Source organism: Paenibacillus harenae DSM 16969 (assembly GCF_000422465.1).
Taxonomy (GTDB): Bacteria; Bacillota; Bacilli; order Paenibacillales; family Paenibacillaceae; genus Pristimantibacillus; species Pristimantibacillus harenae.
This window is the reverse complement of record NZ_KE383845.1, coordinates 1-20,732: the sequence shown is the minus strand read 5'-3', so window position 1 is coordinate 20,732 and position 20,732 is coordinate 1. Positions and strand designations below refer to the sequence as shown.

General features: G+C 49.9%; 17 protein-coding genes and 2 pseudogenes. 13 read left to right on the top strand and 6 right to left on the bottom strand.

Annotated features, from left to right (window positions below; translation table 11 throughout):
* Positions 1-164 precede the first annotated feature (164 nt).
* The 3 genes from aroF to serC all read left to right on the top strand — a co-directional run bounded on the left by aroF (position 165) and on the right by serC (position 4,202).
* Positions 165-1,226, top strand: coding sequence for a 3-deoxy-7-phosphoheptulonate synthase (aroF, locus tag H581_RS0127960; RefSeq protein ID WP_029192139.1), 1,062 nt, complete (start codon positions 165-167; stop codon positions 1,224-1,226).
* 261 nt (positions 1,227-1,487) lie between these two features.
* The gene (glnA, locus tag H581_RS0127955) at positions 1,488-2,912 is read left to right on the top strand and encodes a type I glutamate--ammonia ligase (RefSeq protein ID WP_029192138.1); all 1,425 of its coding nucleotides are present in this window, start codon (positions 1,488-1,490) and stop codon (positions 2,910-2,912) included.
* A 201-nt stretch (positions 2,913-3,113) separates the two neighbouring features.
* Entirely contained in the window at positions 3,114-4,202 is a 1,089-nt protein-coding gene (gene serC, locus H581_RS0127950; protein WP_211231515.1) for a 3-phosphoserine/phosphohydroxythreonine transaminase, read from the top strand.
* Positions 4,203-4,412: 210 nt separating this feature from the next.
* On the opposite strand, the gene H581_RS0127945 is transcribed toward serC, so the two are convergent.
* A complete protein-coding gene (locus H581_RS0127945; RefSeq protein WP_029192136.1) occupies positions 4,413-5,135 on the bottom strand; it encodes a response regulator transcription factor in 723 nt (240 codons plus the stop codon).
* A gap of 146 nt (positions 5,136-5,281) precedes the next feature.
* Here H581_RS0127945 and trmL point away from each other — a divergent pair, with 146 nt between their 5' ends.
* From trmL to H581_RS0127925, 3 genes are all read left to right on the top strand, one after another.
* A complete protein-coding gene (gene trmL / locus H581_RS0127940) occupies positions 5,282-5,746 on the top strand; it encodes a tRNA (uridine(34)/cytosine(34)/5-carboxymethylaminomethyluridine(34)-2'-O)-methyltransferase TrmL (protein WP_029192135.1) in 465 nt (154 codons plus the stop codon).
* A 174-nt stretch (positions 5,747-5,920) separates the two neighbouring features.
* The gene (locus H581_RS0127935; protein WP_029192134.1) at positions 5,921-6,169 is read left to right on the top strand and encodes an AbrB/MazE/SpoVT family DNA-binding domain-containing protein; all 249 of its coding nucleotides are present in this window, start codon (positions 5,921-5,923) and stop codon (positions 6,167-6,169) included.
* A gap of 334 nt (positions 6,170-6,503) precedes the next feature.
* Positions 6,504-7,700, top strand: a complete 1,197-nt coding sequence (locus tag H581_RS0127925; RefSeq protein ID WP_029192133.1) for an aminotransferase-like domain-containing protein — start codon at positions 6,504-6,506, stop codon at positions 7,698-7,700.
* Here H581_RS0127925 and H581_RS35630 read toward each other — a convergent pair.
* On the bottom strand, positions 7,684-8,415 hold the full coding sequence (locus H581_RS35630) for a DUF2161 family putative PD-(D/E)XK-type phosphodiesterase (RefSeq protein ID WP_425414657.1): 732 nt from the start codon (positions 8,413-8,415) through the stop codon (positions 7,684-7,686). The two genes, H581_RS0127925 and H581_RS35630, sit on opposite strands and share 17 nt — an antisense overlap.
* A 235-nt stretch (positions 8,416-8,650) precedes the next feature.
* Here H581_RS35630 and H581_RS0127915 point away from each other — a divergent pair, with 235 nt between their 5' ends.
* The 7 genes from H581_RS0127915 (at position 8,651) to H581_RS0127880 (ending at position 16,665) form a co-directional block, all read left to right on the top strand.
* Positions 8,651-10,546 (top strand): PrkA family serine protein kinase, encoded by a 1,896-nt coding sequence (locus tag H581_RS0127915; protein ID WP_029192132.1) that lies wholly within the window; start codon positions 8,651-8,653, stop codon positions 10,544-10,546.
* A gap of 324 nt (positions 10,547-10,870) precedes the next feature.
* On the top strand, positions 10,871-12,328 hold the full coding sequence (locus H581_RS0127905) for a circularly permuted type 2 ATP-grasp protein (protein ID WP_029192131.1): 1,458 nt from the start codon (positions 10,871-10,873) through the stop codon (positions 12,326-12,328).
* 19 nt (positions 12,329-12,347) lie between these two features.
* A complete protein-coding gene (locus tag H581_RS0127900; RefSeq protein WP_029192130.1) occupies positions 12,348-13,340 on the top strand; it encodes an alpha-E domain-containing protein in 993 nt (330 codons plus the stop codon).
* Positions 13,337-14,230 (top strand): transglutaminase family protein, encoded by an 894-nt coding sequence (locus H581_RS0127895; protein WP_029192129.1) that lies wholly within the window; start codon positions 13,337-13,339, stop codon positions 14,228-14,230. The genes H581_RS0127900 and H581_RS0127895 overlap by 4 nt, the downstream gene beginning before the upstream one ends.
* Positions 14,231-14,320: 90 nt before the next feature.
* Positions 14,321-14,665: an AMP-dependent synthetase and ligase gene (locus H581_RS35625; RefSeq protein WP_245600186.1), complete on the top strand. Its 345-nt coding sequence runs from the start codon at positions 14,321-14,323 to the stop codon at positions 14,663-14,665.
* Between the two features lie 301 nt (positions 14,666-14,966).
* Positions 14,967-15,758, top strand: coding sequence for a DUF2935 domain-containing protein (locus H581_RS0127885; protein WP_029192128.1), 792 nt, complete (start codon positions 14,967-14,969; stop codon positions 15,756-15,758).
* 88 nt (positions 15,759-15,846) lie between these two features.
* Complete coding sequence (locus tag H581_RS0127880; protein WP_051251476.1) at positions 15,847-16,665, top strand: MBL fold metallo-hydrolase; 819 nt, start codon at positions 15,847-15,849, stop codon at positions 16,663-16,665.
* Between the two features lie 43 nt (positions 16,666-16,708).
* Here the strand turns inward: H581_RS0127880 and H581_RS0127875 are convergent, their stop codons facing one another.
* The 4 genes and pseudogenes from H581_RS0127875 to H581_RS38530 all read right to left on the bottom strand — a co-directional run.
* A complete protein-coding gene (locus H581_RS0127875) occupies positions 16,709-18,400 on the bottom strand; it encodes a ribonuclease J (protein WP_281169580.1) in 1,692 nt (563 codons plus the stop codon).
* A 106-nt stretch (positions 18,401-18,506) separates the two neighbouring features.
* Positions 18,507-18,893: a WGxxGxxG family protein gene (locus H581_RS39140; RefSeq protein WP_051251433.1), complete on the bottom strand. Its 387-nt coding sequence runs from the start codon at positions 18,891-18,893 to the stop codon at positions 18,507-18,509.
* A 236-nt stretch (positions 18,894-19,129) separates the two neighbouring features.
* Positions 19,130-20,413, bottom strand: a pseudogene (locus tag H581_RS0127865) (SpoVR family protein); the annotation flags it as partial.
* A gap of 18 nt (positions 20,414-20,431) precedes the next feature.
* Positions 20,432-20,732, bottom strand: a pseudogene (locus tag H581_RS38530) (hypothetical protein); the annotation flags it as partial.

The window sequence follows — 20,732 nt, the reverse complement described above, 5'->3', positions numbered from 1 at the left end:
CGAAGTGTGTCTTCTTCCTGTATATTTACTTTAGTGATTAAAAGCGTAGAAGCCAAAAAGCATAAAAGCTATAAAGCGTATAAGCGTTGAAGCACGAATAGGTTTCTTGCGAAGCATGAACTGGCAATGGACCTTCATGAACCAAAACAATAGGAGTGATCGAAATGATCGTAATTACGAATGCAAACATTGCGGAAGACCGGGTTTCAGAAATTGTAGCTCATATTGAAAGAGCCGGCGTACAGGCGCATGTGTCGAGAGGAACGGACCGTACCGTTATCGGCATCATCGGCAAGGCGGAGCCGACCCTTGCGGAGCATCTTCGTCAAATGAAGGGCGTCGAGAATGTAATCAAAATTTCGAAATCCTACAAGCTGGCCAGCCGTGACTTTCATCCGGATGATACGGTTATTGATATCAAGGGCGTGAAAATCGGCGGCAGCAATCTTGTCATCATGGGCGGGCCGTGCGCGGTCGAGTCTCCGGAGCAAATCGACGAGATTGCCCGGCTGGTGAAAGCGGCGGGCGGTCAAGTGCTTCGCGGAGGGGCTTTCAAGCCCCGTACCGGACCTTACAGCTTCCAAGGCGTAGGCGTGGAAGGATTGGTCATGATGGCGGAAGCAGGAAAGAGACACGGCCTGCTGACGATTACGGAGGTAATGACGCCGGAGTATGTCGACGTCTGCGCCGAATATGCGGACATTCTCCAAGTAGGAACGCGCAACATGCAAAATTTCGATTTGCTTCGCAAGCTCGGCACGATTCAAACCCCGGTCCTGCTGAAACGCGGCTTTAGTTCTACCTATGACGAGTTTCTTAATGCGGCGGAATACATTTTGGCCGGCGGAAACCCGAATGTGATGTTATGCGAGCGCGGAATCCGAACGTTCGAGACTTACACGCGCAACACGCTTGATTTGTCGGCCATTCCGGTGCTTCAATCTCTCAGCCACCTGCCGGTAATCTCGGATCCGAGCCATGGAACCGGACGCCGTGAATTGGTAGAGCCGATGTCGAAGGCATCGGTCGCGGCCGGTGCGAACGGACTTATCGTCGAAATGCATACGGACCCGGATAACTCGATGACAGGAGACGGCGTGCAATCGTTGTTCCCGGACCAGTTCGCGAATCTCCTGAAGGAACTGGAGCAGCTTGCCCCGATCGTAGGCAAACAATTCGATACGCCGAAGGCGCCTGCTGAAGCATTCAAAGAGTGGAAGATTTAATTTTGCATACACTTTCGCCGCAAAGAACCGAATGGCCATTGTTCCTAAATGGCTATACGGTTCTTATTGCCGATTCCTGAGCGAAAATGTGAATTTCTGTTCAAACTTGTAAGTATACCTAACATAGTCGTAAAAAATACCTTACATAGCTATTGACGGAGTTGAAACGGTAGTTTTATAATAACGACATGGATTTGGAGCAATTATTGAACAATAACTGTTCATCACCACGCTAATGTTCGGAAATGGAGGAAATTATTCATGTCAGTGCAAAATGTTTTGGACATTATTAAAGAAAACAGCATTCAGTTTGTTGATTTCCGTTTCGTAGATCTTCTGGGTCATGCGCACCACATCACTCTTCCTGCTTCTGAGGTCGACGCGGATACTTTCGTAAACGGGGTAGCTTTTGACGGATCTTCCATCCACGGTTTCCGCGGTATTGAGCAATCCGATATGGTTATGATGCCGGATCCGGAATCCGTATTTATCGATCCTTTCACAGATCACCCGACTTTGAACGTAATGTCCAACATCTATACGCCGGACGGCGAGCGCTATGACCGCGACCCGCGCAGCATCGCTCAGAAGGCTGAAGAATATCTTCAAACGACCGGCATCGGTACGCAAGCATTTTTCGCTCCGGAGCCTGAGTTCTTTATTTTCGACGAAGTTCGCTACGAAAGCTCGATGAACGCTTCCTCGTACGTCGTTGACTCCGAAGAAGCGGCTTGGAACACGAACCGCAAAGAAGAAGGCGGCAGCCTTGGTTCCAAAGTTGCTGTTAAAGGCGGCTACGTGCCTGTAGCTCCGGTTGACTCGCAGCAAGACATCCGCAGCGAAATGGTTCGCCTGCTTCAAGAAACCGGCTTGCGCGTTGAGCGTCACCACCATGAGGTGGCTACGGCTGGCCAAGCGGAAATCAACTTCCGTTTCGACTCGCTGACCAAGACAGCCGACAACCTGATGAAATTCAAATACGTGATTCATAACACGGCTCGCCAATACGGCAAAACGGCTACGTTCATGCCGAAGCCATTGTTCGGCGACAACGGAAGCGGCATGCACGTTCACTCTTCCATCTTTAACGGCGATACTCCTTTGTTCTACGACAAAGGCGCATACGCTAACCTGAGCGAACTGGCGATGCACTACATCGGCGGTATTCTATACCATGCTCCAGCGCTGATCGCGATCACGAACCCAAGCACGAACTCGTTCAAACGTCTTGTGCCTGGTTATGAAGCTCCGGTTAACCTTGTTTTCTCGAAAGGCAACCGTTCCGCAGCGATTCGTATTCCGATTGCGGCCGTAACGCCTAAAGGCTGCCGGATCGAGTTCCGTACGCCGGACAACACGGCTAACCCTTACCTTGCGTTCGCGGCTATGCTGCTTGCCGGCATCGACGGCATCAAGCGTAAGCTTGATCCGGTTGCTCTTGGCTATGGTCCTTTCGATAAAAACATCTACGAATTGCCGGAAGAAGAGAAAAAAGAAATCCGCAGCGTTCCTGGAACGCTTGACGAAGCGCTTAGCGCTCTTGAAGCGGATTCCGATTTCTTGACGGAAAGCGGCGTATTTACGAAAGAATTCATTGAGAACTATGTTGCCATCAAACGTGCAGAAGCAAAAGCAGTTTCAATCCGCGTTCATCCGCACGAATTCAGTCTTTACTACGATTGCTAATCCGATCGTTGGAATACTACGAGAAGGGCCTCCTCTGAGGCCCTTTTTATATTTTATAACATTCAAATCCGAATGTTTTTTGTCGGTTTATCGTCATATGTTCGACTTTTTGTTTGTTGAACTTGCGAAATATACTTGATGGCGCTCTTTAAAATTGCTATCATAGCCATATCATGTATAACGAATCGAAGGTGGGAACCGATTATGACACGAGCTTATAATTTCAATGCAGGACCAGCCGCAATTCCGCTGGAAGTACTGAAGAAAGCGCAGGAGCAATTTGTCGATTACAAGGGCGCCGGCATGTCCATCATGGAAATGTCCCATAGAAGCGCATTATATGAGCAGGTGAATAACGAGACGCAAGCTCTGCTGCGTGAATTGTTCGGAATCCCGGAAAATTATCATGTACTGCTGCTTCAAGGGGGAGCCAGCACGCAATTCGCAATGCTTCCTCTAAACCTGCTCCGTCCAGGCAAGCCAGGCGCTTACGTGATGACAGGCGCTTGGGCTGACAAAGCGCTTAAGGAAGCGAAGCAAGTAGGAGATACGGTAGTTGCCGCTACTACGGAAGCCGATAAATTTATGCGCATGCCGTCAATGTCGGAAATTGTCGTTCCGGATCAAGCGTCTTATCTGCACCTAACCTCGAACGAAACAATCGGCGGCACGCAATTTTCGGAATTTCCGGTAACGGGAGACATCCCGCTAGTCGCGGACATGTCGAGCGACATTTTGTCCCGTCCTATCGATGTGAGCAAATTCGGCGTTATTTATGCCGGAGCGCAAAAAAATCTGGGGCCGTCCGGCGTTACGGTTGTTATCATCCGCGACGATCTTGTGAAGGAAAGCCCGAAAACGATTCCGGCCATGTTCCGCTATGAAACACACGCCAAGAGCAGCTCGCTGTATAACACGCCTCCGTCCTTCTCGGTCTATATGGTGAGTCTTGTGCTGCAATGGATCAAAGATAAAGGCGGCGTTGCTGCAATCGAGCAATACAACCGCGACAAGACGAAACTGATTTACGAAACCATCGATCAAAGCGGCGGCTTCTACGTCGGCTGTGCGCAGCCGCAAAGCCGTTCACTGATGAATATTACGTTCCGCATTCAAAGCGAAGAGCTGGAGAAGAAGTTCGTGAAGGAATCGGAGCAGGAGGGCTTCGTCGGTTTAAAGGGTCACCGCGACGTCGGAGGTCTCCGCGCATCGACTTACAATGCCGTACCGCTCGAAAGCTGCCAGGCGCTCGCGCAATTTATGGCTGATTTCCAGAAACGGAACGGTTAAATCCTGAACGTTAACCGGAAAGCCAATCCTTCTGCAGCATGCTGTTGCTTTGGAACGGCTTCCTATTTTATAACGCGCCATGCAAGTATCGATCTGGCCATAAAACGAGGGAAAAGGCCCATGCGAACGCGCATGGGCCTTAAGCCGCATTGAAGTGGAATGAATTAATCCTTATGATTTCAGCGACTCGTGCGAAGCGACAGCCGTCGTTTATGCTTGAGCGATTGAGTTCTCCGCCATATTAGGTCCGTGCAGCTTGTAGCCGACATTTCGGACCGTCATAATATATTCCGGAGTTCGGGCATTTTTCTCGATTTTGTCGCGCAAATGGCTGATATGAACGTCCACGATACGCGTATCCCCGAGAAAATGGTAGTCCCATACGCCATGCAGCAGCTGCTGGCGGCTCAGTACTTTTCCTTTATGGCGGCATAAGAAGAGCAGCAGTTCAAACTCTTTGGGCGTTAGCTCGACCGGCTTGCCTTCCAAATAAACTTCGCGCTGCTCGACACGAATGTTTAACCGGCCGATCTCAAAGGATGTTTCATCGGCCGTTCCCGGCAGGGACTGAACTCTGCGGAATATCGCCTGGATCCGGGACACAAGCTCCTGCGGGCTGAAAGGCTTCGTCATATAGTCATCGGCGCCGTTATCGAGTCCGGCGATTTTATCCGTAACGTCCTGTAACGCTGTAAGCATGACGATCGGTACGGCGTTGCTCTGTTTGCGAAGCTCGCGGCAAACCTGGATTCCGTCCATTTTGGGCAGCATGAGATCTAGAACAATCAAATCGGGACGAAACGGCTTTAACATGTCGAATACGGCTTCTCCGTCATTCACGCAACGCACGTCGAAGCCTGCAAGCTTCAAATTAAATTCAATCAGCATGGAGATGGAAGGCTCGTCATCCACGACCAAAATCTTTTTTCGCATTGTTCAACTCTCCTTCATGTTTGCGCCTGTTATAAGCACTATTATGAAGGCCGACCTTATGCGTTAGATTAACGGTACGTAAAATGGATGTAAAATTGTGAAGCCGTTCGTGTATAATAGGCAGAATGAAAGGTGGAATAGGAACGATGGCATTTCATATCGTATTGGTAGAGCCGGAGATCCCGGCCAACACGGGCAATATTTCAAGAACATGCGCGGCAACAGGGGCGCATTTGCATTTGGTTAGGCCGCTGGGTTTCGATACGGATGACCGGACCCTGAAGCGGGCGGGACTTGATTATTGGCATTCCGTGCATATCGAATATCACAACTCGTTTGACGAGGTGCTTGCTTTATTTCCGCAAAGCCGTTTTTTCTATGCCAGCACTAAAGCAAACAAAACGTATTCGGACTTCGAATATCGCGACGGAGATTTGTTCGTGTTCGGCAAAGAGACGAAGGGGCTGCCGCAGGAGCTGATCGACGCTAACCTGGACACATGCATCAGAATGCCAATGACAGACAAGGTGAGGTCGCTAAATTTATCGAATTCTGCAGCCATTATTTTGTATGAAGCGTTAAGACAAAATCAATTTCCGGGTTTAACTTAAATGATCCCATTCATATAAACTGGATGTGGAATTTTTTGTATAAATACAAAAAATGATTGCAGGATATTAAGAAATTATTAATTTCGGAAGGAAAAGAGAAAGTCCTATCGAATGACTATAACGCAGTGGTTTCTCAAAACGGCTTGCGATACTAGACACAGAAGAGGTGAGAAGATGAAACCAGCAGGCGTGGTAAGGAAAGTGGACCAACTTGGTCGAATTGTGCTTCCAAAATCGTTGCGTAAACGTTATCTAATGAACGAGGGCGATCCCGTTGAAATTTTCGTCCAAGGTGATCATATTATACTTGAGCGCTACCGTCCAAAATGCGTATTCTGCGGCTCGATGGCAGAAGTTAGCGAGTTCAAGGAACGTTACGTATGTGGAGTGTGCTTGGAAGAAATGGCGGTGCTTCAGCAATAAACGGTGCTGCAGCCCGCGCTGTAACGAAATGAAGCTTCCCTTAGATGAGCCGGTGCTCGCGAGGGAAGCTTCATTTGTTTGAATATAAGCCCGGAAGGCCAGCTTATAGTCCTTTTGTTTTGTCGTCATTGTAGGAGCTGGTAAGCATTGCAACAATAAACAATACGAACACAGTCATGACAATAATAAAGTTCATCTGTCCTGCACCTCCAATAAGCTGTCTTTATTATACCCAACGCCGGTCAAAAAGAAAACTTTAAAAGTTGTGAACACATTGTTAACATAGAATCTATAAGTAAGCATGCGCTGTAAGCTTGCGGAAGGAGCGAATAAAATGGACTACCGGTTTTCATCCAGGGTTTCACAGCTCAAATCGTCCGTGGTAAGAGATATTTTGAAGCTGACGCAGGGCAAGGATATGATTTCGTTCGCGGGCGGGCTGCCTGCGGAAGAACTGTTCCCGGTTCAGGCGGTGAAGGAAGCGGCCGACCGCGTATTTGCCGAAGGTTCAAGCGCCTTGCAATATGGCTTGACGGAGGGACATTTACCGCTGCGGGAGCAATTGTGCGAACGTATGGCTGCGAAACAAATGATTGTGAATCCAGAACAAATGATATTGACGACCGGTTCCCAGCAGGCGATTGATTTGCTCGTTTCCGTGCTCACGGAGCCCGGCGATGTTGTTCTGGTAGAGAAGCCGACCTACTTGGCCAGCCTGCAGGTTTTTGCTCTGCAGGGACTCAAGGTAGTTGCGGCTGAAAGCGATGAGCATGGCATCATTCCCGAAGATGCGTTACGGCTGATTCGCGAGCATCGCCCCAAATTACTCTATGCGGTGCCTACGTTCGGCAATCCGACCGGTCGCGTATGGAGCGTGGAACGCAGGCGAAAGCTGCTTGAGCTGTGCAAACAGCATCAAATGCCGATTATCGAGGATGATCCTTACGGCGACATCAAATTTGAGACGAGCGAGCGGTTTCCTACCCTTTTCTCGCTTGACGGCCGTGCGGAGAAAGGTACCGTTCTATATACTAGCACGTTCTCCAAAACCGTGGCGCCTGCGCTTCGGACCGGCTGGGCAATCGGCGACAGCGGCGTCATTCGTATGGTTGCAAAAGCGAAGCAAGCCGCCGATTTGCATTCCAGCACGATCGACCAGCAAATATTAAGCCAGCTGCTCTCCGGGTTTAATCTTGACGATCATATTCGCCTTATCTCGAAAGCTTACGGCGAGCGAATGATGGAGATGCATGAACTGCTGAAGCGGCAAGGGCTTCGGGATGTGAGTTGGGTTATGCCGAAAGGCGGTATGTTCCTTTGGCTTGAGCTTCCTGACGGGCTCGATGCCGATGCGCTGCTGCGGGGCTCGGTTCGGAAGGGCGTTGCGTTCGTGCCGGGGAGCGCGTTCTTTGCGGAACAGCCGCAGCGGAACACGGCCCGGCTGAACTACACGTACAACACGGGCGCGCGTACGAAGCTTGGCGTAGAGCGCCTCGCGGAAGCGATCGGCGAGTTTACGGCGCGGAGTTGATCGAGGCCGCCCATTCGGCGATGACGTCGCGATATTCTTCTAATGCGGCTGCGCCCTCGGGACGCAGTTTATACTTGCCGCGTTCGATCCGTTCAAACCAGCCGTAATAGTTAGCCCGCAGCGTCTCTCCGCTGCGGCTGTAGCCGGTAATGGCGGAAACCTCTCTCGGCGCAAGCGGTCCTGACAATTGAAGGGCATGCGCGCAGCGCAGCGCTTTCTCGCGATAGGCGGTAACCAGTTTCCGCCGCGTGCTGCCGCCTACATTATAATCGCCGCTGCGCTCCTTGAATTCCATCAACAGTTTTGCCTGCTTCCTGCGCCTTACGCCGCGCTGAGGCGGTTCGCCGGGCTCGCATAGGATCTCGATGACCGGCGGCTTTGTTTTATAGAAAGTGACCGTCATGAACCCGAGTCCGAGCATGCGGCACAATTCCGTAAGGTCGCCGAACCGTTGGTTGTGAGCCCCGCTCTTCTTGCGGTTCCGCTCCACGGCGAGCACGACCTGACCGTTTAAACGCAAACGTTCAACTCCTTGCAGCAGCAGGGCAAGATTGAACGTTTTTTTCATTTCGACAATTATCGTTTCCGATTGATCGGGGCGTATGGCGACCAAATCGCAATGGAGCACCTCGCTTTTGACAATGAAGCCTAGCTGCTCATAGTACTTTTTTATCGGAGAATAAAGCTCCTCCTCGCGTGATACGGCCAATTTCACTTACTCCTCTCCATGCAATCCTGACACATCATTTAATGCCATTATAACAAAGGATTCTGTCGGCTTGTCGGAATTTGCCGGATGAAGGACAAAAATAGTGTGCAATTTCCGCTCTGAATAAGCATAGAAATGTAATACTTCAGTAAAAGTTGGAACTACTCGAGAAAGCGTCTAGAAACCAATCCCGGGCGTAGAACGGTTAGTGGAATGCGGAAGCGATGGGAGGAGGCACGGAATGGACATATTTAAACGAATATCAGATTACCGGGCAGAGAGTGAAAAGCTGACATGGACTGGTACGTTCAAGGAATATATCGAGCTGCTCAGGAAGGATCCGACCCCGGCCATGACTGCACATTCTCGCGTTTACGAGATGATTGAATCTTATGGGGTCGAAGAGGCTAATGGCCGCAAAAGTTATAAATTTTTCGAGCAGGAAATTTTCGGTCTGGATCGCGCGATCGAGAAGCTGGTTGAGGAGTATTTCCATTCGGCTGCTCGCAGGCTGGACGTCAGGAAAAGAATATTGCTGCTTATGGGTCCTGTCAGCGGGGGGAAATCCACCATTGTTACGATGCTTAAGAAGGGCCTCGAACGATTCTCCAGAACGGATCGGGGCGCCGTCTATGCGATTAAGGGCTGCCCCATGCACGAGGATCCCCTGCACCTCATTCCTCAGGAGCTTCGGCCGGAGATCGAGAAGGAGCTTGGCGTACGTATAGAAGGGAATTTATGTCCCTCCTGCCAGATGAGGCTGCAAACGGAATATGATAACAATATTGAAAAAGTGCTTGTCGAACGGGTGTTTATATCCGAAGATAACCGCGTCGGCATCGGCACATTTAGTCCCTCGGATCCGAAGTCGCAGGATATAGCGGATCTTACGGGCAGTATCGACTTCTCGACGATCACGGAATACGGCTCGGAATCGGATCCGCGCGCTTACCGGTTCGACGGGGAGCTTAACAAGGCGAACCGCGGTTTAATGGAGTTTCAGGAAATGCTGAAATGCGATGAGAAGTTTTTGTGGAACCTATTATCCTTGACGCAGGAGGGGAATTTCAAAGCCGGGCGTTTCGCGCTTATAAGCGCAGATGAGCTTATCATCGCCCACACGAATGAGTCGGAGTATAAATCGTTCATCAGCAATAAAAAGAATGAGGCCTTGCATTCCAGGATGATCGTCATGCCGGTTCCCTATAACTTGAAGGTGTCGGAGGAAGAGAAGATTTATGCGAAACTGATTTCACAGAGCGATATGAGGCACATCCATATTGCGCCGCATGCGCTGCGTGCGGCTGCTATTTTCTCCATACTAACAAGGCTGAAGGAAACGAAAAAGCAGGGCATGGACCTTGTCAAAAAAATGCGGATGTACGATGGGGAAGAGATCGAGGGCTTCAAGGAAGCGGATCTAAAGGAAATGCAAAACGAGTACCAGGAAGAAGGCATGACGGGCATTGATCCGCGGTACGTCATTAACCGTATTTCAAGCGCGCTTATTAAACGGGATACGCAGTGCATCAATGCGCTTGACGTGCTGCGGGCGCTGAAGGACGGCCTTGATCAGCACCCGTCCATTACGAAGGAAGAACGAGAGCGTTATTTAAACTTTATCTCCGTAGCGCGCAAGGAATACGACTTGCTGGCCAAGAAGGAGATTCAAAAGGCTTTCGTCTATTCCTACGAGGAGTCCGCCCGAACGCTGTTCGAAAATTATTTGGATAATATCGAGTCGTATTGCAATTGGAGCAAAATCAAAGACCCGCTGACCGGCGAAGAGATGGATCCGGATGAGCGTCTCATGCGCTCGATCGAGGAGCAAATCGGCGTATCGGAAAATGCGAAAAAGGCATTCCGCGAAGAAATATTGATTCGGATCTCTTCTTATTCCCGCAAAGGGAAAAAGTTCGATTTTACGAGCCATGAGCGGCTTCGCGAAGCCGTTGAGAAGAAGTTGTTCGCGGACTTGAAGGATATCGTGAAAATAACGACTTCCACCAAGACGCCGGATGAAAGTCAATTGAAGCGTATTAACGAAGTAACGAAGCGATTGATGGATGAACACGGATATTGCCCGGTCTGTTCAAACGAGCTTCTGCGTTATGTGGGAAGCCTGCTCAATCGTTAGGCCGCATCCGGGAGAACCGGCGAATGATGGACAGAAAAGCTGATGGACAAAAGTCTGTCAGCTTTTCTATAATGCCAACAGGTTTTAAAAAGGTTGAAATAGGCTAATAATAAAAGGGTGCGACCGCCAAATCGGCCTCGCAATCGCAGGATAAGACGCATACATTATTAAGAGAACTAGTCGATGCAGGAATTCTCTCATTCGGAGGGTTCCTGCTTTCTTGTTAGATAAGTTGACACAATTTTCAGATTTTAGTATGATAATCCTAACATTTATAACCGTATCGGCAATGAATGTTAGGAAATATGACAGGAGGCGGTAGTCATGTCGACGGCCAAACAGTCGCAATCGCAGTATTATGATCCGCAGACATTTTATGATGAAATGTTCGACAAAGACTTTTCTGTACGCGCCCACTATGACGCCGTCCATCGGTTATTTGTCAGAATGAAGCCTGCAGAACTCGCCGTCCGTCAGCAAGCGATTAACCAAAGAATGATGGAGGAAGGCATTACATTCACGCTCCATAACGGTGCGTACAATGAACCGCTCGAGCGGACGATTCCGTTCGATTATATCCCGAGAGTTATACCGAAGCATGAATGGGAAGGGGTGGAGCGCGGCGTAAGGCAGCGGATTCGCGCTTTGAATGCTTTCGTTCACGATGTTTATCATGGACAACGGATTGTTGCCGACGGAATTATTCCGAGGAAAATGATTGTGGCTAATACGTATTTCAGGCCTGAAATGGCTGGTCTACATGTTCCGGGCGGCGTATATATTACAGCATCGGGTATTGATTTGATTCGCGACGAGAAAGGCCGTTATTTTGTGCTCGAGGATAATTTGCGTTCGCCTTCGGGGTTTTCTTATTTATTTAAGGGCAGAACGTTGATGAGCGAGCTGTTCCACGATTTATATTTGTCTAGTTCGGTACAAAGCATCGACCGCAGTTTGAATTGTTTCCTTAGTTCGCTCCGCGCCCTTTCCCCTAACGGCAAACGTGATCCGCTTATTGTTCTGCTGACGCCCGGTTCCTTTAATTCCGCCTATTATGAGCATGCGTTCCTGGCGCAGCAGATGGGCATCCACCTTGTTGAAGGCGGAGATCTCGTTTACAAAGACCACAAAATTTATTTGCGCGATATAAGCGGTCTCCGTCAGGTTGACGTCATTTATCGCCGAATTGATGATGACTTTCTGGATCCGCTAGCCTTTCTTCCGGATTCGCTGCTTGGCGTGCCGGGGTTAATGAATGCCTATCGCGCCGGAAACATAGCCATTGCGAATGCGCCGGGGACGGGTGTTGCCGACGACAAAGCAGTATATGCCTATGTGCCGGATATGATTCGCTATTATTTAGGGGAAGAACCGGTATTGCATAACGTACCGACTTATATTTTGTCGCGCAAAGAGGAAAGGGATTATGTGCTTGAGCATCTCAGCGAGCTTGTCGTGAAGGAAACGTCGCTGTCCGGCGGCTACGGCATGCTGATCGGTCCCACCGCGTCGACGAAGGAGCTGCAGTCCTTCGCGGAAGCGATCAAGCGTGACCCGGAGCGGTATATCGCACAGACGACTATGAAGCTGTCGCGCGCTCCGGTTATGGTGGACGGCAGCATGACGCCGCGTCATATCGATTTGCGTGCTTTTTCTCTAATGGGGGAGGAAGTACATGTCATTCCAGGCGGTTTAACGCGTGTTGCGATGAAGGAAGGTTCGCTTGTAGTCAATTCTTCACAGGGCGGCGGCGTCAAGGATACGTGGGTGCTTAATCGATGAAATATTGGAGGGAATGCGGGTGCTGAACCGGAATGCAGAGGCATTGTTTTGGATTGGCCGCTATATGGAGCGGGCGGAGAATCATGCGAGATTGATTGATGTTCATTATCACCTGCAGGTGGATGGGGAAAACGCCGCTCCGGACGGATCGGAGCCTGAGACGCCGGAGCCCGGTTTGAAATGGGTAAGAATCGTAGATGCGCTTGGTAGCAGGGAGGCGTATGAGAAGCAATACGGCACCTATAACGAAAGGGATGTCCTCTTCTATACGACGCTCGACCGCGATAACGCGAATTCTCTGGTGTCATGCGTCAGCCATGCCCGCGGAAACCTCCGTACGCTCAGGGAGAAGGTGCCGAGTGAACTATGGGACACGACGAACGCCTTTTATTTATGGCTGCGCGAGAAGCATCCGGATGAATTGCTGCGAGAGTCGCCCCATATGTTTTTTGGCCGGATCAAGGAGTGGGCGGCTTTATTTCTGGGCGTAAGCCAATCGGTCATGCCACGGGAGAACGAATGGCATTTTATCGAATGCGGAAGATATTTGGAACGGTCCGAGAATACGCTGAGGATCATCAAAGCGGTAGGCAACGCGGCTGCCGGCGAAGACTGGAACAACGCCGGCTCTTATCCTTATTTGCAGGCTGTCCTTCGTTCGGTTAGCGGCTATCAAGCCTTTCGCCGTTGTTATGCGGATGGCATTTCGGTCGACTCTATCGTGGAATTCGTCGTTCTGAACAGCGCGTTTCCGCGTTCCCTGCATTTCGCGCTACATACGCTGGACGAACATTTGCGTCTGATCCAGCTGCAGGATAAGCAGTTATGCGCGGCGCATGACCGCATTATTCGACAGGTCGGCAAGGTAAAAGCGGACTTGGCTTGCCTGGAGCGCGAGGATATCATGGTTGACCGGAGCGGAGCGATCATCGTTCATTTGCTAGACGCTTGCCAGCAGCTGGGGCTGGCTTTCGCCAAAACTTTTTTTCGTATGGGGGAGGCAAGCGCGTGAAGCTGAGTATTTCACATGTGACGCAATACGAATACGCGGAGCCGGTTACGGACAGTGTCAATGAAATCAGACTGACGCCCAGCACGAATGAGCGGCAGTCCTGCTACCAGCAGGCGATAGCGATCGAGCCGAATGCTTCCTTATTTACGTATGAGGATTATTTCGGTAACCGTGTGCATGCGTTCTCCGTGAACAACCCGCATAAACGGTTGACGATCCGTACGGCGATGACCGTCGTCACGAAGCAGGCGCCGAATTCGGAAGATAGGGCGCAGCTCTTAAGCAAACGTTCGACGGAGCAAGCTTGGCTGTGGCTGAAGACCGAGGAGGCGGAGAACCGCTTCACGGAATTTTTGCTCCCGACGGGATATACGGCAATGACGGATGAAGTGGAGCAATACGCCGGCGAGCTTGCGGCTGCCGGAGCCGGAGGAGCGCGAATCAGCATATTGGATTGGCTTACGGGGCTATCCGGCAAGATTCGCACCGAGTTCGTCTATGATCCTAATGCGACGGACGTGAAGACGAAGATCGCTGACATGTTCGAACGAAAGCGCGGTGTGTGCCAGGATTTTGCGCATTTAATGATCGCTTGCAGCCGCACGCTCGGCATTCCGGCAAGATATGTGAGCGGATATCATTTTGTGGGTGATTTGCAGGGCGGTGCCGCCGACTTTGAGCAAGCCTCGCATGCATGGGTCGAAGCTTTCGTCCCGGGTCTGGGCTGGTGCAGCTTCGATCCGACGAATGCCGATCCCGTCGGCGAGCGATACGTTAAACTTGGACACGGGCGCGATTATAAGGATATCGTACCGGTAAAGGGCGTGTACCGCGGCACAGGCGAGCAAATGCTTCACGTTACGGTAGATGTTCGGAATTTGGAGGAGTAGCGGATTGCACTTTTTTTTCCAGCATATATTAGTCTCCACAAGAACATAATAGTTGAGTAAAAAAATCTAACTATTTCTGGAGGAGAACCCATGCATCAAATGCAATCCAACACGCAGATAAACCAGCAGCTTGCTCATTGCGAGCAGCTTATCCAGCAACTCGCGCAGCAAACACAGCAAGCTTCTATGCAATATCAGCAGCTGCTTCAGCAAGAGCAGCAAAATGCGATCCAGCTTGAACAGCTCGCACAGCGCGAGAAGCATGCGGCGCAAGTGATTCAAACGGCGCTTCAGGGCCATCAGACCGCTATGCAGCAGCTGCAGCACATCTCAGGCCTTTGTAATCAAATCGCCAATTCCGCTTCCCATCAAATTCCCGCATTTACGAATACGAATAACCAATCGGCAGGCTACTCCAATTATTCCCAGCAATAAGCGCAAGAACAAAACCCATGCTGTCAGCAGCATGGGTTTTGTTCGTCTTCACGTGACAATCCGGTTTATTTTAAAATATAAGACTTTATAGGTTTCGCACATAATGGGCTATATTTCACCGCGAAACGGTTGCGTCCTCAGACAAGGACGCCGACAGGCGTTTCTGCTTGTCAGCGTTCAATGGACTCCTTTAAATTATTGAAGATATATTCGATGAAGAATGTCATTCGCTAGAATAAATCAAGTTATCCCTCACATAGATATGAGTTTAGCGGTATAAACGTCAGGAGGGATACGAAGAATGGAAGCTGCATGGTTTGAACACCGGTTTTGGCTGCAGATATTAGGGGATCACGCAAGATTCATCTATCACGCGCTCTCCCCCGAGGAACGGGGGGACGCCGAGCTCGCGGTGCAATTCATAAGTCACTTTGATCATTTGCTGGAAAGAGCCCGTATGCAAGGCACTGTTGATCAATTATCGGAGCTGAATAAGGCTGCGCAAGAAGCGGCGGTAAACCTGCGGTCATTTAAGCTGCATTTGTTAGACCGTCTTCTGCTCGGGCAAGTCATTATCGGCCTTACGCCGACCTTCCTCAACCATATGGTCAATGAGCTTGAGGAATATTTGAAAATTTTGGCCGCGCTGGTGGAAGGAAAGCCGGTTCCTCATTTCCCTTCTCTGCATCACGATCTGCTGTGGCTGCCGGACGCAGCCGGTCATGCTGCATCCATCGCCATGGATTTGGATGCGGTCGAGAAGCGGTTGATTGAAAAAAGCGATAAGTTTGAAAAGCATTTTAACGCTTTTTATTTGAAGGCGATAGAGCTTGCCGGTTATATGAGGACAATGAGGCCGCATTTTCCGGCACTTGCCAAATTTCATTCGGACGTTAACGTCGAAATTTCCGTGTTTATGAAATTTCTGCAGGAAGTGGAAGAGATGGGGCTAAGCGCGGAATTGCTGAGCCGGATAAATCCGCTTGTGCCCGATCATATGTTTCGTGAAGAATGCTATTATTTGTTAAAGCTTTCGGAGTGCGGAGCGGCTCCTGCGCCCAATTGCGATCCGGCTAAGCCCAGGGCGGAATAAGCGATTTGCATTTGGACAGTTTATAGAGGAGAGTGATGATAAATAAGGAGGCGCACACACGTTGGAAAGTTCATTCGAGCATACGTTTATGCCGCTGACGTCGACATCAAACGGCGAGGGCCTTGCTTACCGGCCGGATATTTTTTGTTATCCTGTTCAAATCGTAAATGTATGTTTCATCGGAGACCCCGAGCGGAAGGAAGACGGCTGGGTGCTGGTAGATGCGGGAATGCCGAGATCCGCCGCAAGAATTATTAAAGCAGCGGAAGAACGGTTTGAAACCGCGCCTGAGGCGATTATTTTAACTCACGGCCATTTTGACCATGTCGGGGCCATTATGGAGCTGATCGAGCATTGGAACGTTCCGGTTTATGCGCATAAGCTCGAGCTGCCTTATTTGACGGGAGAGGCCGATTATCCGCCTGGCGATCCGACGGTAAACGGAGGGCTCGTGTCTGAAATGTCGCCCTTCTTTCCCCATGACGGCATCGATCTCGACGACCGCGTCAAGCCGCTCCCCAAGGATGGAAGCGTCCCCGGGCTTCCCGGATGGAAATACATTCATACCCCCGGACATACGCCAGGCCACATTTCTTTATTCCGCGGGAAGGACGGAACGCTTATTGCCGGAGATGCGTTCGTGACGGTTAAGCAGGAATCGCTATATAAAGTGATGACGCAGGAACAGGAAATCAACGGTCCTCCCAAATATTTTACGACGGATTGGATACAAGCGGAGCAATCGGTCAAGAAGCTTGCGGCCCTCCAGCCTTATTTAGCGATTACGGGACACGGGGAGCCGATGTTCGGCGAGTCGCTGAAAGCGAACTTGAAGCTGTTGTCGGACAAATTCCAGGAGATCGCCGTTCCGGAGCATGGACGGTTCGTGGATGGAATCGTACATTAAAATGGTTAAAACCCCTTGTCGGTTGGACGAGGGGTTTCATGTTTTAAACCTCAATAATGATCGGGAGGATCATCGGCCTTCTCTTCGTCTGCGCATATAAGAATTTGCCGATCGACTCTTTTATTTTATGCTTCAAAATATTCCATTTGACTAGTTCGCCGTTATCCTGGAGCTCCTTGATCGAGAGCACGACCAAACGATTAACCTCTTCCAACAGCCCCTCCGATTCCCGGACATAGACGAAACCACGCGATATGATATCGGGCCCGGACAAGATCGCTCCATCCGATTTGGACATCGTTACGACGATAATCAGAATGCCGTCTTCGGCCAGATGTCTCCGGTCCCGTAGAACAACGTTTCCGACATCTCCGATCCCCCATCCGTCAACCAGTGTATTGCCAGCCGCAATTTTTCGGCTTTGAATCGCTTTTTCGTTCTGAATGTCCACGACGTCCCCGTTTCGAAGAAGGAAGATATTGTCCCTCTCTACACCAACCGATTCGGCTAATAAGCGATGCTGATACAGCATCCGGTATTCGCCGTGAACCGGGATAAAATACTTAGGCTTCATCAATGTTAGCATAAGTTTCAGCTCCTCCTGGGAGCCATGGCCGGAGACGTGCATTCCCGTCGCTGCTCCGGATCCGTAAATCACATTTGCGCCAAGCAAAAATAAATTATCTACAATGCTGGCGACGTTGCGCTCATTGCCGGGAATAGGCGAGGCCGCGAAAATAACCGTATCTTCCGCTAATATTTCGAACTGCCGGTAAGTAGAGCTGGCTAGGCGGGACAATGCGGCCATCGGCTCGCCTTGACTGCCGGTACACAATACGGCAAGCTTGTCTCGGGGCAGGGCATTCGCTTCTTTCGCTTCAACGAGCATGCCTTCCGGCATGGTAAGATGACCAAGCTCCAATGCAATCGGAACAACGTTAATCATGCTTCTTCCCAATAGAAGAAGCTTCCGTTCCGTCTTTAACGCCGCGTCGATCACCTGCTGCAAGCGATGGACATTCGAAGCGAAGGTGGAGATGAAAATGCGGTTGCGCGCTTTCTTGAAGGCTTCTTCAATGTGCTCGCCAACGAGACGCTCGGATGGGGTGAAACCGGGACGCTCCGCGTTTGTGCTCTCGGACAATAAGGCTAGCACGCCCTGTTCACCGATGCTGGCCATCTTATGAATATCAGGATACTGATGGTTTACAGGAGTCAGATCGAATTTAAAATCCCCTGTATGTACAACTGTACCCTCGGGCGTATAAAAGACGACGCCCAGACAGTCGGGAATACTGTGATTCGTCCGGAAAAAACCGAGCCGGATTGAGCCTAATTCGATATCGGAATCGGAATGGATTTCAATAAGTTTGGATTGTTTAAGCAGATGGTTTTCTTTCAGCTTTCCTTTTATTAACCCGAGAGTCAGCTGCGAGCCGTAAATCGGAATATTTAATCGTTGAAGGATATACGGGATGCCGCCGATATGATCCTCGTGACCGTGAGTGACGATAAGACCGCGAACCTTATCCTGGTTCTCCAGTAAATAGCTGATATCGGGAATAATTAAATCGATTCCAAGCAAGCTTTCGTCCGGAAACTTAGAGCCGCAATCAATGACAACAATATCATCGGCATATTGAACGACATACATATTTTTCCCTATCTCATGAACGCCGCCCAGCGCAAAAATCGATAATGCTTGTTCGGTGATTTTCTCTTTTACTGCCTCCACGTTAGCTCAGCCTCCTGCTTCTTGAGACATGGTAAATACTAAACACCCTGCAGCATTCTCAGGGTGTTTAGTCATTCTGCTTCAATTAAAACAAAGTTATGACAAATTAGGTGCGTTCGCGATCGCGGTTTCTCATACCGGCTAAGCCGATGAGACCCAGAAGACCAACCCAGCCCCAGTCAAAACCGTCATTGTCAGCAGCAGCGGTCGCACGGACATTATTCGTTCTGTAGTTGTTGGTGCCGTTCATCGTCGTTCTGTTGTTCGTACGATCGATGGGGTCAATGTCCGTTCCAAGCGCACGATTGGTGTTGTTAATTCCGCGGTTAACGTCATTGCGCATCTCATTGCCAATCGTTGTATCGTTGTTGTTGCGATAATCATAGCTGCCCACGTTATTTGTGTTGCGATGAACGTTGTCAGCAAAAGCAGGTATGGCGGTCAACATCAACAAACAAGCCAAAAAACTAAAAACCATTAACGTTTTTTTCATTTTCTTACCCCGCTTAGATTGGATTTGAATACGGCCTTATTTTTTTCTAAGGGGAGATGATTTATTCGGTGAGGCTGAGATCGGGTCTGATTAAATAATGCCATTTGATTTTTTGAAGAGGCGAACGCTGTTAAAACGGAGTTAATATAACCGCGGAGACGTTGGAGACTTAGAAGCTTGCTAATAAAAAAATACCGCCTGCCTGGCCAAGCGCGCCGGGCGGCGGCAATTCCAACTCACACAAACTTCCTGCTCGTTTTCTTTCCGTCACAGCTGAACACGATTTTTTTATCCTCGACAATCGTCTCCAAATGGACATTTTTGCCCCACAGCTGAACGACATGTGGGAGCGTTCGCTCGACGTATTTCAAATCCAGCTCCATTCCCTCGTACTCATGTATAATATAAAGCTCGCCGGTGCGATTGAAATCTCCGTCCTTTACCAGCAAGCTTGGAAAGCCGCCGTTCACCTTGGAATAAACGAGCTGGTCGCGTATATTTTCCCACGCCTTGTCGGTTATTTTCCACTCCGGGCCTTTTTTCTCGAAAATATAAAGATCCAATTCGTTCACAAGCTCTTTCGTCAAATAATTGCGCAAGAAGGAGATATCCGAATCCAGCTCGCGCACCTCGAAAATTTTCTCCCGCCCTTTGCCGGGCACGCGGCCAAAACGCGCCTGTTCTTCCTTCGTCGGATTGTCCCAGCGCTTCTCGATATCCTCGAATATTTTCAGTCCCAAATAATACGGATTAAGCGTATGCCTCGACGGTACCACGACGGAGGAGTTCAGCTTCGCGAATTCGATGGTCTCGTCGCTCGTAAGGTCCAGCTCGCGTATGATCCGCTGATGCCAGTAGGAAGCCCAGCCTTCGTTCATGATCTTCGTTTCGATCTGCGGCCAGAAGTATAACATCTCGTCGCGAAGCATGGAGAGAATGTCGCGCTGCCAATCCTCCAGCACCGTGGAGTATTCTTCAATGAACCAGACGATATCCTTCTCCGGGCGCGGCGGGAACCGCTTGGCGTCAGCGGCGAGCGAAGCGGCGGCCGATTCTGCATCCGGGTCGGGCTCGAGACCCCACAGATCATCGTAACGTGACGGAACATACAGCCCCGAGGACCGTTCGTTATCCTTCTGAACCATTTCGATATACCGTTTTTTATCCAGCTGATACGGCTTGATGAGCGTCGGGTCGACATGCTCCTGGATCGCGAGAATGGCATCGATAAACTTCTCCACAACATCGGTTCCGTAATCCATTTCATACTGATGGATGCGGTCGGCCGTGGCGGACATGCTCTCGACCATATTTCGGTTCGTGACGCCGAAGCGGGCGTTGTTTTTGAAGAAGTCGCAATGGGCAAGGACGTGGGCAACGATCAGCTTGTTTTGAATGAGGGAATTGCCCTCCAGCAGGAAAGCGTAGCAGGGATTCGAATTAATGACGAGTTCATAAATTTTACTGAGGCCGAAATCGTACTGCATCTTCATTTTGTTAAACGTTTTGCCGAAACACCATAATAATGAAAAACAAGCTTATGTAGCATTCCATATGACTTCATGGTCTTCATCTTTATTTAGGACGACATGGGTCACAACGCTTCTGAGCATCCGTTTCTGCTCCGGCTCGGTGAGGAACGGCCATGCCTTATTAAATTCCTTCATCCGCTTATGTACGATCTTATAGTCGCGGTAAACGGGCGCCACTTCGATTTCATCTAATTGCAGTTGGATTGATTCGCGTTCTTCCTCAAGTTTACTCAAACGGTCGCTAATAGCTGAAGCTTTGACGGCTCCGGTTTGGATAGCGTCATATAAGTTTTCAATTCCGGATACG

Coding starts and splice junctions, on each gene's coding strand:
- aroF (WP_029192139.1), top strand. CDS start 165: ATGATCGTAATTACGAATGCAAACATTGCGGAAGACCGGGTTTCAGAA.
- glnA (WP_029192138.1), top strand. CDS start 1,488: ATGTCAGTGCAAAATGTTTTGGACATTATTAAAGAAAACAGCATTCAG.
- H581_RS0127945 (WP_029192136.1), bottom strand. CDS start 5,135: ATGCGAAAAAAGATTTTGGTCGTGGATGACGAGCCTTCCATCTCCATG.
- trmL (WP_029192135.1), top strand. CDS start 5,282: ATGGCATTTCATATCGTATTGGTAGAGCCGGAGATCCCGGCCAACACG.
- H581_RS0127935 (WP_029192134.1), top strand. CDS start 5,921: ATGAAACCAGCAGGCGTGGTAAGGAAAGTGGACCAACTTGGTCGAATT.
- H581_RS0127925 (WP_029192133.1), top strand. CDS start 6,504: ATGGACTACCGGTTTTCATCCAGGGTTTCACAGCTCAAATCGTCCGTG.
- H581_RS0127915 (WP_029192132.1), top strand. CDS start 8,651: ATGGACATATTTAAACGAATATCAGATTACCGGGCAGAGAGTGAAAAG.
- H581_RS0127905 (WP_029192131.1), top strand. CDS start 10,871: ATGTCGACGGCCAAACAGTCGCAATCGCAGTATTATGATCCGCAGACA.
- H581_RS35625 (WP_245600186.1), top strand. CDS start 14,321: ATGCATCAAATGCAATCCAACACGCAGATAAACCAGCAGCTTGCTCAT.
- H581_RS0127885 (WP_029192128.1), top strand. CDS start 14,967: ATGGAAGCTGCATGGTTTGAACACCGGTTTTGGCTGCAGATATTAGGG.
- H581_RS0127880 (WP_051251476.1), top strand. CDS start 15,847: ATGCCGCTGACGTCGACATCAAACGGCGAGGGCCTTGCTTACCGGCCG.
- H581_RS39140 (WP_051251433.1), bottom strand. CDS start 18,893: ATGAAAAAAACGTTAATGGTTTTTAGTTTTTTGGCTTGTTTGTTGATG.